We start from the raw sequence: 19,968 nt of genomic DNA, 5'->3' as shown, positions 1-19,968 counted from the left end.
CTGGATTGAATTCACGTTTCTTCTCAAATGGAATTTCTTCCTTAGTAACCTCTGGTTCGCCTGCTTTTGGACCATGTTTTGTGACATCGTCAACCGGTGGTGTTACCACTTCTCCTGTATCTGGGTTCTTAATTCCTGGTTTACCTGGTACTTCTTCTGTTTCACCTACTGGTAAATTTGGATCGAACTCATCACGATGTCCTGGTGGTACTGCTTCTCCACCATATTCTACAATTTCATTTGTTGGTGGTGTTGTAATTTCAGTTACTGGTTCTCCTTCACCAACTTTTTCTCCTGTTAATGGATTTTTCGTTGTTGGTGTCGTTGTTGTTTTCTCACCATTTTTACCTGGTTGTTTCACTTGTTCTGTACCTGGTGGTAAGTCCGGATTAAACTCTCGTTTTGTTTCAAACGGAATTGGATCTTTCGTCACAATTGGTTCACCTGGGACTGGACCATGTTTTGTCACACTGTCCACCGGCGGTGTCACGATTTCTCCTGTATTTGGATTTTTAACACCTGGTGTACCCGGAACTTCTTCTGTTTCACCTACTGGTAAGTTTGGATCAAATTCGTCTTGATGTCCTGGTGGTACTGCTTCTCCACCATATTCGATGATTTCATCTGTTGGTGGCGTCGTGATTTCTGTTGTTGGTTCACCTTCACCAACTTTTTCTCCTGTTAATGGATTTTTCGTTGTTGGTGTCGTTGTTGTTTTCTCACCATTCTTACCTGGTTGTTTCACTTGTTCTGTACCTGGTGGTAAGTCCGGATTAAACTCTCGTTTTGTTTCAAACGGAATTGGATCTTTCGTCACAATTGGTTCACCTGGTACTGGACCATGTTTTGTGACATCGTCTACTGGCGGTGTTACCACTTCTCCTGTATCTGGGTTCTTAATTCCTGGTTTACCTGGTACTTCTTCTGTACCGTCTACTGGTAAGCTTGGATCGAACTCATCTTTGTGACCTTGCGGTACTGCTTCAGGTGCAAAGTGTACAATCTCGTCTACTGGATTTTTTGTTACTTCTGTTGTTGGTTCACCACGTTCAACTACATCTCCTGTATCAGGGTCAACTTTAGTTGGTGTAGTTGTTGTTGTTTCTCCATCTTCACCTTTTTGTACGATAACATCAGGTGTTCCTGGTTTTAATGTTGGATCAAATTCACGAATAGTTTTATGAGGAATTGGTTCTTTCGTTACTTCCACATCATCAATTAAATCAGCTTGTGGCGTTGTAATTGTAACACCTTCAAGATTTGTTCTCATTATTCCATAAGAATATCTATTTTGCATATGACTTGAAGTGATTAAGAAATTATATTTTTGAGATTTATCGATTCCTAAATCAGCTGTAGTAGCTGTCCAAGTCTTACCAGCATATGTAGCTGTTACAGTACTTGTTGCTGCATCGTAATTTAACACTACATCATTTAATCTTTGGCCATGGTATTTTCCATCATTATGATTCGTTGTATTATCTGCATATTGAATTTTGTTCACTGGCTTGTCTTTAGAATTGAGCGCATTTGATCCTACTTGCTTTGTTAATCCACTTGCATCATTTTTTACAAATGTACCGTAACCAATTTTGACTCCACCGATTTGACTTAAATTATTTTTCTTATCTGCATCGATTTCATCAGCTTTACCATTAACATTATTGTATGACGTATCAATCTTAAACCCAGATGCATTTGCCATACCTTTATCTCTTAAAATACCACCTTGGTTTAAAAAGTCTTGGCCATTTCCTTGAGTAAAGATGAAGCCCCAACCATCTGCTCCTGTTGTATTACCTTGGTTATTGTTCGCTACTGGAACAGTAATTGTAAAGTCTTTATTGAAATCTATTTTATCTTTATATTCTAATGCACCTTTAGTTCCTGTATTCGGTTTATTAACAGGATTTATCGCTGTTAAAACTCCCTCTCCTGGAAACTCTTCTGGATATTCTCTATGGACGATATCCCCGTATTCATTAAAATTACCAGTTCCTTTTTTAGTAACTGAGTTTTGTGCAGCTGCTCTTAATGCTGTTGCTGAATTGTTAACATTTGTTGTTCTGGCATTGCTGCTTACTGAACGGAATGTTGCTCTTGGTTGTGCGTTTTCTTTGTTAGCTGTTTCTTTAAGTGCTTCGCTTAATGCTATATTTTTAATTTCTTTATTAGATAAATTTGAAATATCTTTTGGTAATACTTTTTCAATTTCAGCTTTTTCTTCTTCTGTAACATCAGATTTATTATATAAATCTTTAGCAACTGTATCTACAACTTGAGTTCTCTCAGTTTCTGCTGGTTGAGCATTTGAATTGCCCTTAGCATTAGTGTCTTCAAGTGCTGGTGCTTTTTCCGTTTCTACTTTGTTTGTTTCTTCAGATGTTGCTGCTTCTTTTGTTTCTGCTTTGTCTGTTTCTTCAGCTGTTGGCACTTCTTTTGTTTCTGCTTTGTCTGTTTCTTCAGCTGTTGGCGCTTCTTCTGTTTCTACTTTGTCTGTTTCTTCAGCTGTTGGCGCTTCTTCTGTTTCTACTTTGTTTGTTTCTTCAGCTTTCGGCGCTTCTTCTGTTGCTGCTTTGTCTGTTTCTTCAATTGATGGTGCTTCTTCTGTTGCTGCTTTGTCTGTTTCTTCAGCTGTTGGCGCTTCTTCTGTTTCTACTTTGTTTGTTTCTTCAGCTGTTGGCACTTCTTCTGTTTCTACTTTGTTTGCTTCTTCAGCAGTTGGTGCTTCTTCTGTTTCTACTTTGTTTGCTTCTTCAGTTGATGGTGCTTCTTCTGTTTGTTCTTCTTTAGTGACATCTTGTTCATTAGTTGCATTTTCTTCTGTGCTCTCTTGATCTACATTTTGTTTTTCTATTGATGTTTGTTTTTCTATAGTCTCTTCAGATTGTCCATCATCATTTAAATTATTTGACTGTGATTGTACAGAATTATTTTGTTGTTCATCCGCTTTTGCTTCTTCACCTATCCCGAAAAGTAAAGTAGCTCCCACTAAAATAGAAGCAGTTCCTACAGTAAATTTTCTAATAGAATACTTATTAAGCCTATTAGGGATAAAATCTAATTTTCCCTTACTTGCTTTCGGCTTTTTCTTCATTCTACATTCCTCCTATGCTATATCATTTTCTATTGATAAGTTTTTTAATTTATAGAGCACTTATCAAGTGTAATTATACTTTTCGAATTTAAATAAAACAATATTTAAATTCAAAAGAAAATATCAATAAATATATTTTGTGTTGTACAACGTTGTTTAATACAACATATATTTTTCTTATAAATTTAAGTAAGAACATATTTACAAAATTTCCTGTTTACAACATAAAAAAATCTCTTGTCATTTAATATGACAAGAGATTAATTCACTATAATATTTTATTATTTAAGTTCTTCACCGTTTGTATCGATGACATTTTTATACCAATAGAATGAGTTCTTCTTAGTACGTTTTAATGTTCCTTCACCAGCGTTATCACGATCTACGTGAATTAACCCATATCGTTTTTTCATTTCACCAGTTGTAAATGACACGATATCAATGACGCCCCATGGTGTATAACCCATTAGTTCAACGCCATCTTCATCAACCGCTTCTATTGACGCTTGAATATGTTCTCTCAAGTAATCGATTCTTTCTTGGTCATCTATCGTACCGTCTTCTTTAAATTCATCTGTTGTACCGAAGCCATTTTCAACGATAAATAATGGTAACTGATAGCGATTATACAAAGCATTTAAAGTATATCGTAAACCAATTGGATCTATTGCCCAACCCCATTGACTGACTTTAATATATGGATTCTCTACTGAATTTGGTAATCCACCATTCACAACATTGCCTTCAACACTTTGTTCTGCATCATGTTTAACGACTGTTGACATATAGTAACTGAAACCGATATAATCTACCGTACCATTTTTTAAGATTTCATCATCGCCTTCTTGCCACTTTATGTCGTAACCTTTTTTCTCGAACATTTTTAATGCATAACCTGGGTAATATCCTCTTACTTGAACATCTGGAAAGAAATATCTCAAACGACTTGCAACTTCCGCTTCTAAAATATCTTTAGGATTACATGAATATGGATATATAGGTACGTGAGAAATCATGTTTCCAATCACAAAGTTTGGATTAATTTCTTTACCTTTTGATACAGCAAGTGCACTTGCGATTAATTCGTTATGTGCAACTTGATATAGCACTTCTTCAGCATCATCTTCTTCTGTTAAAGTGACACCTGAATTCGTCCATAAGAAAATAGGATTACTTGTATCCATTTGGTTATTAATCTCGTTAAATGTCATCCAATATTTCACTTTATCTTTATAACGATTGAAGACAGTTTCAGCAAAATGCACGAAAAAGTCTACAACTTTACGATTTCTAAAACCACCATATTCTCTTGCTAAGTGTAATGGCATTTCAAAATGAGATAACGTTAATACAGGTTCAATGTTATATTTTAAAAGCTCATCTATCACATTATCATAGAACTTTAGACCTTCTTCATTCGGCTCTGTTTCATCACCATTTGGAAAAATACGTGTCCATGCGATTGATGTTCTTAAACATTTTAATCCCATTTCATTGAACAGACCAATATCTTCTTTATATCTATTATAAAAATCAATACCTTCATGGTTAGGATAGTATTTGTCAGCTTCAACCTTTTCAGTAATTTCACGTGCTTTACCATGCTCGCCAGCAGTCATCACATCGTGAACACTTAACCCTTTACCACCTTGATCATATCCACCTTCAAATTGATTAGCAGCTAAAGCGCCACCCCATAAAAAATCTTTGTTTAATTTAGCCATTTGAAACGCTCCTTTATTTTTTAATAATATTTAAAATAATATCGTCTTTATCTATTTTTGATTTTGTAGATGGTATTACTTCACTAAATTCTGCACTATTTGTCACTATAATTGGCGTTATTGTGTTATAACCTTGCTCTTCTAATGATGATTTATCAAATTCTATAAGTGGTGTTCCAGTTGAAATTGCGTCGCCTTCTGACACTAATACTTCGAATCCTTTACCATTAAGTTCTACTGTTTCTAAACCAATATGAATCAATATTTCTACTCCATCTAAAGTATTTATCCCAATTGCGTGTTTAGATGGTGCAATCATGCTAATCTTCCCATCAACAGGGCTACAGATCGTATTATGAGCTGGCTCAATTGCAATACCTTTTCCCATTAATCCTTCTGAGAATACAGGATCTGGAACATCTTCAAGTTGTACAAGATTTCCTACAACTGGTGCTTTAATATCTAGTTCTAGTTTTTCATTTTGAACGACTGTATTGGATTGATTTGCATCTGCATCTTCAACTTGTTCTGTCGTATCTTCACCATATCCAAAAATCTGAATTAATATGATAGGTAGAACAATCGCAATTGCAGTACCTATTAAAATTCCCCATATAGATGATGCATTATCAGCATTATAACCATTTACTATCGTTAATGGTCCCGGTAATCCAGCGTATGCATAATATTTCGGATTAAAGAAACTTGCAACAAACGCTCCTATTGCACCACTAATACATGCAATAATAAATGGTTTCTTAAATCTTAAGTTAACACCATAAATAGCTGGTTCTGTTATACCAAATATACCTGTTATACCAGCTGATGATGCTACTCTCTTTACTTCTTGAGTCTTCGCTTTAATGACCACCCCTACAACTGCTCCAACTTGCGCTATAACAGCAATTGTTTGATAAGCTTGGAATGAATCACTTCCATATTGTTCAAAGTTAGCAAGTACCACTGGTGTGATACCCCAATGTACGCCAAATATTACAAATACTTGCCATACACCACCTATAATTGCTCCGGCAAGCCAAGGCGCAATTTCTACCAACGAATTATAACCATTTGCAATACCATGTGCCGCTAGAGTTGAAATAGGACCAATTACTAACAATGTCACTGGTACCATAATAATTATTGAAAGAAATGGTACAAACAATGGTCTAACCACTTCATGTATCGTCTTATTAAGGAATTTTTCTAAGTAAGATAAAATCCAAACAAGAAGTAATGGCGGTAGTACAGATGATGTGTATGCTGTTTCAGTTAGTGGCATACCAAACAATCTCACCGTTTCTCCATCACCGATTCTATCAAGAATTGCTGAAAAATCAGGACTGACTAAAGCAGCCGAGCATGCAATAGCTATGTACATGTTTACGTTGAAATGTTTTGAAGCTGTTATTGCAATAAAAATAGGTAAAAATGTAAATGGTGCCCATGATATAAAGTTAAATACCTCATAAGTTCCCGTTTTAGCAAATGAAGGCACAATCAAATTTATTAAGATAAGTAAACCTTGTAATATACCTGCAGCAGCTAAAATATAAATAAATGGCGCAAATACTGCTGACATTGTGGCAATGATTCTATTTAGAACACTACCTTTTTCTTCAGGTGCTTCATTATTCTGCTGATCATTAGTGTTACCTAATAACTTTTCAAATGATTTATATACATCACTTACATTATTTCCAATAACAATTTGAAATTGACCATTATTTTCAACAACAGTCACAACACCTTCTATTTTCTTAACTTTTTCTTTAGCAGTTGGATCTGATCTTTTTAGTACGAGTCTTAGTCGTGTCGCACAATGAGTACTTTTAAGAACGTTATCTTCCCCGCCAATAACATCAAGAATTTCTTTAGCAATTCTTTCGTTCTTGTTTGACATAATTACACCTCAATTAATCTATATTCTATTTTGTATACACTTACATTATAATTATACCGATACAATTTGTAAAGATAGGTATATATTTAGTTGGTGTTATTAATTTAACAAGTGCTATAATATGAGTAATATCTATCATAAAGTGGGGATTAATATGCTTAAGTACGAGCTTATTGCTGAACGTATTGAGTCGCTTATCAATAATGGGCATTATGAAGCTGGGGATAAATTACCGAGTGTTGAAGTTTTAAGAAGTGAATTTAACGTGAGCAAGAGTACGATTATCAATGCTCTCAAAAATCTAGAAAAAACAGGTTTAATCTATCAAGCTAGAGGCAGTGGCATCTATGTTAGAAATCCAAAGAGAGATGGATTTGTTAACTTATTTACTGCTGATGGATTTTCAGATGAATTTAAAGGGCATGATGTAACGAGTAAAATCTTAAAAGTCGCAGAGATTCAACCTGAAGATGAAGTAAAACAACAATTAAAGTTAAAAGACAATGATTCTGTATATCTTGTAGATCGTATTAGATATCTTGATGGAGAAGTATTCTGTATTGAAACTTCTTATTTTAGTAAAAATGTTGTCTTATACATGAATGAAGAAATCGCCAATGGTTCTATCTTCCATTACATTGAAAATAACTTAAAAGTCAAAGTAGGATTCACTGATATATATTTCAATATTGGTAAACTAAATAAAAAAGATGCGACACACTTAGAATTAAATGAAGGTGATCCATCATTAGAATATGAACAAATATTCTACACAAGTACAGGTATTCCTTTCGACTACTCTAAAATCATATTCCATTATGAAAATTCTAGATTCTATATACCTTCAATTAAATAATAGAACGGGACAGGCATCATGAGCGATGGCTGTCCCTTTTTTTATGTCATTTCTGTTGGATTAATGGCTTTTATAAATTTAAATGTATTGTTTTCAAATTCAAATTCGAGTATGCAACAATTAGAGAATTTCACTTCTTTAACTTTTTCAAATGGTAACCATAGTTGTAAAAACATATATAATGCTCCCCCATGACTTACAGCTAAAATTGTCTTGGCTTCGTCTGTATTCATAATATCTGTTAACGTTTCATTCATTCTACTTTGTAGTTCTTCACTAGACTCACCGCCATAATCAACAAAGAATTCTCCATAAGAAGTTTCACCCGGCTTATGTGGTGGATTTAATGTCTCACTTTCAGCTTCATAAAGCCCAAAGTTCCATTCTTTCAATCCTTTTAATCTTATATATGGCCTTTCTGGACATATAATTTCAAGCGTATCACTTGCGCGTTCTTGTGTAGATGAGTATAACGATTCAAATGTAATATTCGATTCATCGAAATAATTTTTTGCCATACGTGCTTGTTCAATTCCTAATTGTGTTAAAGGTGAATCAGATGCACCTTGTATTTTTTTCTTCTCATTAAATAATGTTTGTCCGTGTCTCATTAAGTATAATTTCTTACTCAAAACCCATCATCCCTCTTATTCAAAATATCATTCATTACATTAATCCTACCATTATTAAAACTTAAGTGTAAAATAACATTTATTTTCATGAGTATTCCTATTGCTTTGCTTAAAAAATTAAGTATAATAATTATAGTTAGTTTAATTTTTATCACAGAGGAGAAATATTATTATGTCACAAGTATTATTTATTACAGCTCATCCACATGATGAAACTGTTTCTTTTTCAATGGCAACAGCTAAATCATTTATCGAAAGTTATAAAGCTTCAAACCCAAATGATGAAGTCGTTCATATCGATTTATACAATTCATACATTCCACAAATTGATGCAGATGTATTTGCTGGTTGGGGTAAATTACAATCAGGACAAGGCTTCGAAGAACTTTCAGAAGGCGAACAAGGTAAAGTACGTCGCTTAAACGAATTAAGTGATCAATTTGTTAATGCAGACAAATATGTATTCGTTACACCATTCTGGAACTTCTCATTCCCACCAGTTATGAAAGCTTACTTAGATTCAGTATCAGTAGCTGGCAAAACATTCAAATATACTGCTGAAGGTCCAGTTGGTTTATTACCAGATAAAAAAGCATTACACATTCAAGCACGCGGTGGATACTATAGTGAAGGTCCAGCAGCTGACTTAGAAATGGGCCACCGTTACATCGGACAAATGATGAACTTCTACGGAATTACTGACTTTGACGGTTTAATTGTTGAAGGTCATAATGCTAACCCAGAAAAAGCAGAAGAAATCAAAGCAGACGCAATCGAACGTGCAAAAGTATTAGGACAAACATTCTAATTTAATATTGTAATATTGAGCCTGAGTCATCGTGCGATGACTCAGGTTTTCATTTATCGGCCTGGTAATCTCATTTTCGGGTCGATATTTTTATTTATCGGTCCGTATTTTCCGTTTCTGGACCGGTAAATTTTTTTATCGGTCCATATTTCTGATTTCTGGACCGGTAATTATTTTTATCGGTCCATATTTCTCGTTTCTGGACCGGTAATTTTTCGTATCGGTCCAGATTCCGCACACATCCTCCCCAAATTTCCTTCTAATCCTAAAATATATTACATTTTATTCAAAAGTTTCGTTTATACTATATTTATTAAGGACTATTTTATGATTGGAGGCTTTTTCATAATGAAAGAGATTGTAATTTTAACGGTGAGTGATATTCATGGCTATATCTTCCCTACTGATTATCAGGAGGCCCATCAAGACTTACCTAAAGGGTTACTTAAAATTAATCAAATGATTCAAGATATCAAGCAAACTCATGAACATGTCATCGTAATGGACAATGGTGATTTTTTACAAGGTTCACCACTATGTTCATATTTGGCTTCGGAAACAAAATCAAGCAAGCCTTTAACGGATCTATACAACCAAATTGGTTTTGACTTTGGTGTTATTGGAAATCATGAATTTAACTATGGCTTACCTTATCTTTATAATGCGATTAAACCTTTAAACTACCCCGTTTTATCGGCAAATATTTTTAAAGATAGTCAACCTTTCACTGGTAATGATGTCGTTTATTTAGAAAAAGGCAAAACAACTTTCGGTATTATCGGTTTAACGACTCAATATATACCACATTGGGAGAAACCCGACACAATAGCTGAATTAAGTTTCCAATCTGCTGTTGAAACTGCGAAAGAACTGATACCAGAAGTGAGACGTAACGCCGACATTGTTGTCGTGTGCTATCACGGAGGATTTGAGCGTGATTTACATACTGGTGAAGAAACTGAATTACTGACTGGTGAAAATGAAGGCTATGATTTACTAACAGAATTAGAAGGTGTTGATGTATTGATAACCGGTCATCAACATAGAGAAATTGCAGAAGTCATTAATCAAACAGCAGTCATTCAACCCGGTGGTAAAGGAGATTGTCTCGGTAAAATCATATTGAAAATTGATGATGAAACAAACAAAGTGTTATCAGCAGATTCAGAATTATTATTTGTTAAAGACTATCAACCACAAATTTCAATTCCGCAAAATCTTACAAATTTAGAAAAAGAAATTAATGGCTGGTTAGATACTGAGATCTCACAACAATCTCAAACGATGTATGTCGACGATCATTTTAAAGCAAGAATAAAGCCACACCCACTGATTAACTTTATTAATTATGCTCAAATGAAGCTTAGTGGTGCTGACATTTCCGCTTCAGCCTTATTTGATAGTGGCGTTGGATTTGGACAAACTATTACGATGCGTGACGTTATAAATAATTACCCATTCCCTAATACTTTCTATGTACTAGATATTACTGGTAAAGATTTATTACTAGCCTTAGAAAGAACCGCTTCATACTTCGATATTGAACAAGATGAACTTGTTGTGAATAAAGCTTTCATTGAACCTAAACCACAACATTATAATTATGATATGTATGCAGGTATATCATATACATTCAATATTCAGAAGCCTATTGGCAATCGTGTAGAAAATGTTTTATTTAAAGGCAAACCTATAAAATTAGACAAACATTATTCTATAGTTCTTAATAATTATAGAGCAGTTGGTGGCGGTGATTTTAACATGTATAGTGCTGATAAAATTATCAAAGATATTCAAGTGGAAGGCGCTGAAATGCTGATTGATTTCTTAGAACAACACAGTATAGAAGATGTTCCAGAAGTGATGAATTTTGAAGTTAAATATTAACTAAACTATAAAAATATGTTGCATCAGACAAATCTTTAATATCCTTACAATCATTTAACAAAATTTTCTATTTTTATGTAAAAAAGCATAAGATATTGTGGTAATATTTTTATGTAAGTGGAGTCCATACAAATTTTGTCATTAAATAGAAAATATATGCATATTCATATTGTAATTTTACATATTCGAAGGGTATAATTAAATTTGTATCGAGATTTTATTTATTTGTAGTGATAATACATATTTGGAGGTTTAATTAATGGACATGAAAAAAAGTTTTAGTGTTGTAACCATACTTTTGTTGGGGGCAATGATTTTACTAGCTGCATGTGGCAACGGGAAATCAAGTATTGATTCAAAATCGTCAAGTGATGGGGATAGCAAAGGGGACAGCTATAAACCTAAAGAACTTACTATTCAATTCGTTCCATCTCAAAATGCTGACACATTAGAAGCAAAAGCAAAACCGTTAGAAAAATTATTATCAAAAGAATTAGATATTCCAGTAAAAGTTTCAGTTTCTACAAATTACAACACAATCGTTGAAGCAATGAAATCGAAAAAAGTAGACGTTGGTTTCTTACCACCTACTGCATACACATTAGCACATGATCAAAAAGCTGCTGATGTATTACTACAAGCACAACGTTATGGTGTTAATAAAGACGGATCTAATAATGACAAACTTGTTAAAAGTTATAAATCACAATTTGTTGTTAAAAAAGACTCTGGTATTAAATCTTTAAAAGATATGAAAGGTAAAAAAATTGCCTTACAAGATGTGACATCAACTGCAGGGTATACTTATCCAGTAGCTGAATTATTAAAAGAAGGCATCAATCCAATTAACGACATGAAAATTACAAATGTTAAAGGTCATGACCAAGCTATTATTGCATTATTAAATGGTGATGTAGATGTAGCTGTAACTTTCCAAGATGCTCGTAACATTGTTAAGAAAGACCAACCAAACGTTTTCAAAGATACTGAAGTCGTAGAATTAACTGAAGATATTCCAAACGATACAATTTCAGTAAGAAGCGATATGGATGACAAATTTAGAGATAAACTAAAAAAAGCTTTTAAAGATATCGCAAAAACTAAAGAAGGTCATAAAATTGTAAGTGAAGTTTATAGTCATGAAGGCTATGTTGATAGTAAAGACTCTGAATTCGATATCGTACGTGAATACGGTAAAAAAGTAAACGATAACGAAAAATAATGACGAGATTTAATATAAAAGCTCAGCTCCTAATATGAGCAGAGCTTTTATTTTTTTAAGGGGGATACATATGAGTCAAATAGAATTTAAAAACGTGAGCAAAATATATAAAAATGGTCACCAAGGCCTGAAAGATATCAATTTAAATATTGAAAAAGGCGACTTTGCAATAATTGTAGGTTTATCAGGTGCTGGTAAATCTACCCTACTACGTTCTATCAATCGTTTACATGATATTACTGAAGGCGATATTTTGATTGATGGTAAATCCATCTCTAAAGCATCAGGTAAAGAATTACTGATGATGCGCCGCAATATAGGTATGATTTTCCAACATTTCAATTTAGTAAAACGATCATCTGTAATCAGAAACGTGTTGAGTGGTAGAGTCGGATACCACCCTACTTGGAAAATGGTACTCGGTTTATTTCCGAAAGAAGATAAGATAAAAGCATTAGAATCATTAGATAGAGTGAATATACTAGAAAAAGCATATAACCGTTCTGATGAATTATCTGGTGGTCAACAACAACGTATTTCTATTGCACGTGCTTTATGCCAAGAATCGTCTATCATCCTTGCAGACGAACCTGTTGCGTCATTAGATCCACTTACAACGAAACAAGTTATGGATGACTTAAAGCGTATTAACGAAGAATTAGGTATTACGATTATCATCAACCTGCATTTCGTAGATTTAGCAAAAGAATACGGTACTAGAATTATTGGGCTACGTGCTGGTGAATTAGTTTATGATGGTCCTGCATCAGAAGCAACAGACGAAACATTTGCCGAAATTTATGGACGCCATATTAAAAATGACGAGAAGTTAGGGGTGCAGTAAATGGACTCTAACCAAGAACGCTTTGAACCTTACTTACGTCGTAAGACTTCTTTAAAAGTTGTTTTATCAATCATTATTGTCACTATTTTAGTCGTTTGGAGTTTCATGTTTACGAACTTTAGTATTGGTGATTTAATGTATGGTATTCCACAAATGGTCGAACTGTTCAAAAGTATGGTTCCACCAGATTTAAGTTATATTTCTAGTATCACTAAACCAATGCTAGATACCATTCGAATGGCAGTTGTAGGGACATTTATAGGTGGTCTACTTTCAATTCCTATTTCAATACTCTGTGCCCGAAATGTTATTCGTTCAAGTTGGATAACTTACCCTTGTAGATTTATCTTAAATATTGTAAGAACAATCCCTGACTTATTACTTGCTGCAGTATTCGTTGCAATTTTTGGTATCGGTCAAATTCCAGGGGTACTCGCAATCATCATTTTATCTATTAGTATCATATGTAAATTGATGTATGAATCATTAGAAAGTATTGATGATGGACCATTAGAAGCTATGACTGCAGTTGGTGCAAATAAATTAAAATGGATTACATATGCTATAATCCCACAAGCTATTGCGCCATATATGTCTTATGTATTATACGCATTCGAAATTAATATAAGAGCAGCAGCAGTATTAGGTTTAGTAGGTGCTGGTGGTATTGGTCTGTATTATGATCAAACATTAGGTCTTTTCCAATATCCTAAGACATTAACAATCATACTTGTAACACTCGTTATTGTTGTAATCATTGACTTAGTAAGTACGAAAGTGAGGGAAAAATTAATATGACACAAACTCATTATCAGTTAAAGCCAGAAAGACAACGTAAATCCATTATTTCTCGATGGATTACTAGTATCATTCTTGTCGTATTATTAATTTGGGCTTTTGTAGGATTACCCGCTTTCGAAATCAAATCACAGTCAGGAACAATTATGAAATCTATTGTAGATGGATTATTTCATCCTGATTGGAATTATGTATATATTCCTGAAGGTGAAGACCTTCTTAGAGGTTTATTAGAAACTTTTGCAATTGCTGTTATTAGTACATTTTTATCAGCTATTTTATTTATACCACTTGCATTTATTGCTGCTAAAAACATGGTTAAATTCAAACCTGTTTCTAGTATTAGTAAATTTATATTGAGTGTTATAAGAGTGTTTCCTGAAATTGTTATGGCCATTATCTTTATTAAGGCTGTAGGTCCAGGTTCATTTTCAGGTGTACTTGCACTAGGTATTCATTCTATAGGTATGATGGGTAAATTGTTCGCTGAAGATTTAGAGAATCTAGATTTAAGCCCAACAGAATCACTCGTAGCAAGTGGCGCAAATTCGATTAAGACACTTATGTTTGCAGTAGTACCACAAATACTACCTTCATACATATCATTAGTATTATATCGATTTGAGTTAAACTTAAGATCCGCTTCAATACTCGGTTTAATTGGAGCTGGCGGTATCGGTACACCATTAATATTTGCTTTGCAAACTCGAACTTGGGATCGTGTAGGCATTATATTAATAGGTTTAGTCATAATGGTAGCAGTAGTTGATTTTATATCAGGTAGTATTAGAAAGAAACTCGTTTAACAAAGATGAAGCGACCACGGAAATTTCGATTTCCGGGTCGCTATTTTTATTTATCGGCCTGGTAATCTTGTTTTCGGGTCGATAATTTATTTTATCGGTCCATATTCCAACCTCATCACCCTATTCAATCTCTTTTACATTTGTCTTTTTATTTGTTCTTGAAAACGATTACAACTATAATGTAATTATACACTAAAGATTGAGGTGATGATTTATGGTAAATGTAAATAATCAAGGAATAAAGCTTTATGTGCTCGACAATGGTCGTATGAGAATGGACAAGAATCTAATGATTGCTGGGTCTAATCAAGCTACTTTGGATAATCCTAATGCACCTAATGAAATGTTTGAATTCCCTATTTACACCGTATTTATTGATCATCCTGAAGCAAAGATTTTATTCGACACAGCTTGTAATCCTAACTCTATGGGGGAAAACGGTAGATGGATTAACCAAACTCAAAAAGCATTCCCTTATACTGCTGATGAATCTTGCTACTTACCTAATAGACTTGAACAAATTAATGTCGATCCAAGCGAGGTTGATTATGTAGTAGCTTCTCACCTTCATTTAGACCATGCGGGTTGTCTTGAATATTTTACAAACGCAACTGTAATTGTGCATGATGATGAACTTAATGGAACGATGCAGACTTATGCGCGTAACCAAAAAGCTGGTGCTTATATTTGGGCGGATATTGATGCTTGGATTAAAAATGATTTAACATGGAAAACGATTAAACCTTATGAAGATAATTTAGAAATTGTTAAAGGAGTTAAAGTACTGAATTTTGGTAGTGGTCATGCATGGGGCATGATTGGATTAGAAGTAGAAACTCAGGAACTCGGTACACTGATATTGGCTTCAGATGCTATTTACACAGCTGAAAGTATGGGAGACATTTTAAAGCCACCTGGTATTTTATATGATTCAATTGGTTGGGCAAGATCTGTTGAAAAGATTAAAAGACTCGCTAAAGAGAAAAACGCACAAATTTGGTTCGGCCATGATGGCAATCAATTTGAAGGCTTTAGAAAATCAACAGATGGATATTACGAATAATGTAATCATTTAGGAGTGAAAGCTAATGAAGACACGAGCAGCAGTATTGCACGAAATGGGTTTACCTAGTCCATATTCAGAAAGTAAACCATTAAAAATTGAAACACTTGAATTAAATAAACCGAATCAAAATGAAGTGCTCATTAAAATTGGAGCGGCAGGTTTATGTCATTCAGATTTATCTGTTATTAATGGAAGTAGACCACGCCCTACTCCTATGGCACTTGGACATGAAGCGGCAGGAGAAATCATTGAAATTGGAGACAACGTAACTAACTTTGAAGTTGGTGATCATGTTGTCTGTACATTTATTCCAAACTGTGGTCATTGTCTACCATGTAGTGAAGGTAGACCTGCACTATGTGAGAATGGCGCCGCTTCTAATGAGCAAGGAGAACTACTTGATGGTGGCATAAGACTACATAATGATGAAGATAATATGCATCATCACTTAGGCGTTTCTGGCTTTGCAGATTATGCTGTTGTTTCGCAACACTCTATCGTTAAAGTTGATAAAGACATTCCTTTTGAAAAAGTAGCCATATTTGGATGTGCTGTTATTACAGGTATAGGTGCAGTTATTAATACAGCACAAGTAAAACCTGGCAGCTCAGTTGCAGTTGTTGGATTAGGCGGTATCGGTTTGAATGCAATTTTAGGCGCTAAATTAGCTGGAGCAGGAGAAATCATTGCATTAGATATTAATCCAGGCAAATTTGAATTAGCTAAAAAACTCGGTGCAACTGCAACTTTTAATTCAGGAGACGATGATGTTGTTGAACAAGTTAAAGAATATGTAAAAGGCGGCGTTGAATATGCATTTGAAACTGCCGGTGTCGTGCCAGCAATGGAGGTTGCTTACAAAATCACTAAACGTGGTGGATCAACAGTAACAACAGGATTACCAGACCCTAAACATGAATTTTCATTTCCACAAGTTACTTTAGCAGCAGAAGAAAGAACCATTAAAGGTTCATATGTAGGTAGCTGTGTACCAATGAGAGATATCCCAAGATTTATCGCGCTTTATAAACAAGGTCGCTTAGATATTGATTCATTACTAACAGACACGTTGCCTCTAGATGAAATTAATGAAGGATTCGACCGACTAGCAAAAGGAGACGCCGCAAGATTAGTAGTCAAAATAAATAATGGATAACTGAGATACAAAATATGGACCGATAAATTTTCGTATCGGTCCATATTTTCCGTTTCTGGACCGGTAAATTTATTTATCTGTCCATATTTATCGTTTCTGGACCGGTATTTATTTTTATCGGTCCAGAAACTCCATTTTCGGGTCGCTATTTTATTTTATCGGCCTGAAAATCCCAATCCCACCCTCACACGTTCTGCCTACATCACCCTACAATATCCACCCATCACAAATATCATTATCTTTGTGACTTTTACATGGAAAGTATACAATTATATTTAAAGAATGATTCATTATTTATAAGGGGATGAACAAATGGATACTTCATTTAATACTACAAAAGAATTTGCCGAAGCTTTGGATAAAGCGGATGTGTTACATCATGTTCGTGATCGATTTTATATACAGCCTAACGAAATTTACATGGATGGGAATTCTTTAGGTCTTGCTTCTAAAGATGCTGAGGCATCATTGCTCAATGCGTTAGAAGATTGGAAAAAAGAAGGCATCAAAATTTGGAATATTGAAGACAGCAAATACTATCATTATTCGAAGCATATTGCTTCAAACATAGCGCCATTAATTGGTGCAAGTCCTGAAGAAGTTGTAGTTGTTGGTAGTACCACATCCAATATACATCAAGCTATCAGTACTTTTTACGAACCGACTAAAGATAAATACAAAATATTAGTTGATGACTTAAACTTCCCTACTGACCGTTATGCAGTAGATAGTCAAGTACGTCTAAAAGGATTAGATCCAAACGATGCAGTTAAAGTTGTTAAAAGTTCAGATGGTGTATTCATTGATGAAGATGCCATTATTGAAGCAATGACGGATGATGTTGCACTTATTCTATTGCCTACCGTACTGTATCGAAGTGCCCAAGTATTAGACATGGCAAAAATAACAATGGCTGCGAATGAACGTCAAATCATCATTGGATGGGACTTATGTCATGCAATCGGTGCGATTGAAATGGACTTAACCCAAATTGATGCAGACTTTGCTGTATGGTGTACATATAAATATTTATCAGGTGGACCTGGTTCAACTGCCGGCTTATATATCAATAAGAAACACTTTAATCGCAGTCCTGGTACGGCTGGTTGGTTTGGGAATAAAGACGAAACACAATTCCAACTTAATCATACATTTGAACATCAACGAGATGCTTCAGGTTGGCAAATTGGAACACCAAATATTCTATCTATGGCACCATTAGAAGGTGTACTTAACATTTTCAACGAAGTTGGTATGCATGCTATTAGAACGAAATCACTTCATATTACGTCATACTTAATGTATTTAATTGATGAAAAGTTAACCGACTATGGTTATTCAGTTGGAAACTTACGTGATGATTTTAAACGAGGTGGACATGTTTGTTTAGTGCATGATGAAGCATATAGAATCAGTTTAGCGTTGAAAGATAAAGGCGTCATTCCTGATTTTAGAGAGCCAAATGTTATTCGATTAGCACCTATTGCTTTATATACTTCATATGAAGAAGTCTATAAAGTCGTTGAGATTTTAGAAGAAATTGCACAAGATCATTTATACGAACAATATAGTACTAAACGTGGCCTGGTCGTATAATAAATTGCGTACTTAAGGAGTAGCTATATGTCCAAGAAACACGGTGAAATGATTCGATTTATACTTGTAGGTGGCATCAATACAGTTAATTATTACTGGATATATTTATTATTATTAAAAGTATTCGACATTCAATATATAGTGAGTCATATATTGAGTTTCATAATAAGCTTTACCATTTCATTTTATTTGAATTGTTATTTTGTTTATCGTGTTCAACCTACCGTGAAAAAATTCATTCAATTTCCTATTACACAAGTTGTAAATATGGGATTACAAACATTATTATTATTTGTGTTTGTACAGTTACTTCATGTAAACGAAACTTTTGCACCATTTATCGGATTAATTTTTACAATTCCTATAACGTTTATATTATCTAGATGGATTTTAGTAGATAAATAAAACGACAAGCGCCTGTAACATGTTTATGTTACGGGCGCTTGTCATTTTTTCCTATAATAAGAACATAACAAAGAATGGAACGACTGCTACGACTACGATACCAACAAGAACGAGTGAAATACTGGCCATTGATTCTTCTACTTCACCTAATTCTTTTGCTGCTGCGACACCGAGTGTGTGTCCACTTGTACCTAAGGCTAACCCTCTCGCAATCGGATTTGTAATATTAAAGAGTTTTAATAATTTATTACCTAATGCCATAATAATAACGGCGTTTAAAATCACGGCTAACGATGTGAGTTCTTTAATACCTGAAATACCTTCTGAAACTGGCAATGCAATTGCAGTTGTTGCTGCTTGTGGTAACATTGATGCGATAATATCATCACCAAATTGGAATGCTTTCGCTACAATATAAATAATAACAAGTGCTGCTACTGTTCCAACCGCAATACCACCCATGATATGATGCCAATGTTTTTTAAGTACTTCACGTTTTTTGTATAAAGGAATTGCGAAACAAATTGTTGCTGGTTCTAGGAAGAAATTAATAATATCTCCACCTATTTTGTAATTCTCATATGGTATGCCTGTCGCTTTTAAAAATACAATGCCACCAACCATACTGAAAAATAATGGCGCAAACAAGAAGAATCCATTTGTTTTTTTAAATAAATAAGTACCGACTAAGAATAATATTACAGATAGTCCGATACCGAAATATGGTGTATTAAGGCCTAAATGTTCCATCATGCATAATCACCTGCCACGCGTTTATTGTTAATTTCTTTCGTACGTTTAGCTGATTTTTCACTTGGTTTAATAATCATTTGTGAAAAGATACCCGTACAAACAAGTAATAAAATTGTAGAAATAATAATCAGTAATATGATAAGTATTGGACTCGTACTTAAAATTCCTAATGAGTTGATTACTGAAATACCCGCTGGAACGAATAAGAATCCAATATTATTCGTCAATGCTGTACCAACCGCTTCTACTTGTTCTAACTTGATAATACCTGTCGTCAATGCGATAAACATTAGCACTAAACCGATAACAGATGCCGGCATTGGTATAGGCATAAAGCTTTCTATGACATGTGAAATTAATAATACAATTGATATTGTTAATACTTGATGAAAGAAGTTATTGACTTTTTTCATTT

At 34.2% G+C, this 19,968-nt stretch carries 17 protein-coding genes; 11 read left to right on the top strand and 6 right to left on the bottom strand.

The genetic code is table 11. The features are described from left to right. The 3 genes from pls to LQ694_RS14365 all read right to left on the bottom strand — a co-directional run. Positions 1–3,097: plasmin-sensitive LPXTG-anchored glycoprotein Pls (gene pls, locus LQ694_RS14375; protein ID WP_239772155.1), on the bottom strand; the 3,097-nt coding region annotated here is incomplete at its 3' end. Between the two features lie 281 nt (positions 3,098–3,378). Next, on the bottom strand, positions 3,379–4,821 hold the full coding sequence (locus LQ694_RS14370) for a 6-phospho-beta-glucosidase (protein ID WP_058612616.1): 1,443 nt from the start codon (positions 4,819–4,821) through the stop codon (positions 3,379–3,381). A 13-nt stretch (positions 4,822–4,834) separates the two neighbouring features. Continuing rightward, on the bottom strand, positions 4,835–6,724 hold the full coding sequence (locus tag LQ694_RS14365; RefSeq protein WP_096791698.1) for a beta-glucoside-specific PTS transporter subunit IIABC: 1,890 nt from the start codon (positions 6,722–6,724) through the stop codon (positions 4,835–4,837). A gap of 154 nt (positions 6,725–6,878) precedes the next feature. Between LQ694_RS14365 and LQ694_RS14360 the strand changes: the two genes are divergently transcribed. After that, the gene (locus LQ694_RS14360) at positions 6,879–7,580 is read left to right on the top strand and encodes a GntR family transcriptional regulator (protein WP_096791697.1); all 702 of its coding nucleotides are present in this window, start codon (positions 6,879–6,881) and stop codon (positions 7,578–7,580) included. Positions 7,581–7,621: 41 nt separating this feature from the next. On the opposite strand, the gene LQ694_RS14355 is transcribed toward LQ694_RS14360, so the two are convergent. Further along, positions 7,622–8,212: a histidine phosphatase family protein gene (locus tag LQ694_RS14355; protein WP_218697148.1), complete on the bottom strand. Its 591-nt coding sequence runs from the start codon at positions 8,210–8,212 to the stop codon at positions 7,622–7,624. Positions 8,213–8,384: 172 nt separating this feature from the next. Between LQ694_RS14355 and LQ694_RS14350 the strand changes: the two genes are divergently transcribed. The 10 genes from LQ694_RS14350 (at position 8,385) to LQ694_RS14305 (ending at position 18,800) form a co-directional block, all read left to right on the top strand. Next, positions 8,385–9,020 carry an FMN-dependent NADH-azoreductase gene (locus tag LQ694_RS14350; protein ID WP_049320611.1) on the top strand — a complete coding sequence of 212 codons (636 nt, stop codon included), beginning with the start codon at positions 8,385–8,387 and terminating at the stop codon, positions 9,018–9,020. A gap of 348 nt (positions 9,021–9,368) precedes the next feature. Further along, positions 9,369–10,907: a bifunctional metallophosphatase/5'-nucleotidase gene (locus LQ694_RS14345; protein ID WP_218697147.1), complete on the top strand. Its 1,539-nt coding sequence runs from the start codon at positions 9,369–9,371 to the stop codon at positions 10,905–10,907. A 265-nt stretch (positions 10,908–11,172) separates the two neighbouring features. Then, the gene (locus LQ694_RS14340; RefSeq protein WP_369919422.1) at positions 11,173–12,129 is read left to right on the top strand and encodes a phosphate/phosphite/phosphonate ABC transporter substrate-binding protein; all 957 of its coding nucleotides are present in this window, start codon (positions 11,173–11,175) and stop codon (positions 12,127–12,129) included. Positions 12,130–12,199: 70 nt separating this feature from the next. Further along, positions 12,200–12,973, top strand: a complete 774-nt coding sequence (phnC, locus tag LQ694_RS14335) for a phosphonate ABC transporter ATP-binding protein (protein ID WP_239772153.1) — start codon at positions 12,200–12,202, stop codon at positions 12,971–12,973. Next, positions 12,974–13,771 carry a phosphonate ABC transporter, permease protein PhnE gene (gene phnE / locus LQ694_RS14330; RefSeq protein WP_058612611.1) on the top strand — a complete coding sequence of 266 codons (798 nt, stop codon included), beginning with the start codon at positions 12,974–12,976 and terminating at the stop codon, positions 13,769–13,771. After that, positions 13,768–14,577 (top strand): phosphonate ABC transporter, permease protein PhnE, encoded by an 810-nt coding sequence (phnE, locus tag LQ694_RS14325; protein ID WP_037590241.1) that lies wholly within the window; start codon positions 13,768–13,770, stop codon positions 14,575–14,577. Before phnE (LQ694_RS14330) ends, phnE (LQ694_RS14325) begins: the two co-directional genes overlap by 4 nt. Positions 14,578–14,791: 214 nt before the next feature. Further along, positions 14,792–15,640: an AhlS family quorum-quenching N-acyl homoserine lactonase gene (ahlS, locus tag LQ694_RS14320; RefSeq protein WP_065381592.1), complete on the top strand. Its 849-nt coding sequence runs from the start codon at positions 14,792–14,794 to the stop codon at positions 15,638–15,640. Between the two features lie 25 nt (positions 15,641–15,665). After that, entirely contained in the window at positions 15,666–16,799 is a 1,134-nt protein-coding gene (locus LQ694_RS14315; protein ID WP_096791694.1) for a zinc-dependent alcohol dehydrogenase family protein, read from the top strand. A 312-nt stretch (positions 16,800–17,111) separates the two neighbouring features. Further along, positions 17,112–18,395: a kynureninase gene (kynU, locus tag LQ694_RS14310; RefSeq protein ID WP_218697146.1), complete on the top strand. Its 1,284-nt coding sequence runs from the start codon at positions 17,112–17,114 to the stop codon at positions 18,393–18,395. A 27-nt stretch (positions 18,396–18,422) separates the two neighbouring features. Then, a complete protein-coding gene (locus tag LQ694_RS14305; RefSeq protein WP_218697145.1) occupies positions 18,423–18,800 on the top strand; it encodes a GtrA family protein in 378 nt (125 codons plus the stop codon). A gap of 51 nt (positions 18,801–18,851) precedes the next feature. Here LQ694_RS14305 and lrgB read toward each other — a convergent pair whose 3' ends face one another. Together lrgB and lrgA are read right to left on the bottom strand one after the other, a co-directional pair. Next, on the bottom strand, positions 18,852–19,553 hold the full coding sequence (lrgB, locus tag LQ694_RS14300; protein ID WP_135016525.1) for an antiholin-like protein LrgB: 702 nt from the start codon (positions 19,551–19,553) through the stop codon (positions 18,852–18,854). Then, positions 19,550–19,966, bottom strand: a complete 417-nt coding sequence (gene lrgA, locus LQ694_RS14295) for an antiholin-like murein hydrolase modulator LrgA (RefSeq protein ID WP_037590236.1) — start codon at positions 19,964–19,966, stop codon at positions 19,550–19,552. Before lrgA ends, lrgB begins: the two co-directional genes overlap by 4 nt. Between the last annotated feature and the right edge of the window lie 2 nt (positions 19,967–19,968).

The sequence above is a fragment of the Mammaliicoccus sp. P-M58 genome, from assembly GCF_022386165.1.
Taxonomy (GTDB): Bacteria; Bacillota; Bacilli; order Staphylococcales; family Staphylococcaceae; genus Mammaliicoccus; species Mammaliicoccus sciuri.
The sequence above is the reverse complement of the archived record's forward strand: the minus strand, read 5'-3'. Positions and strand labels throughout refer to the sequence as shown.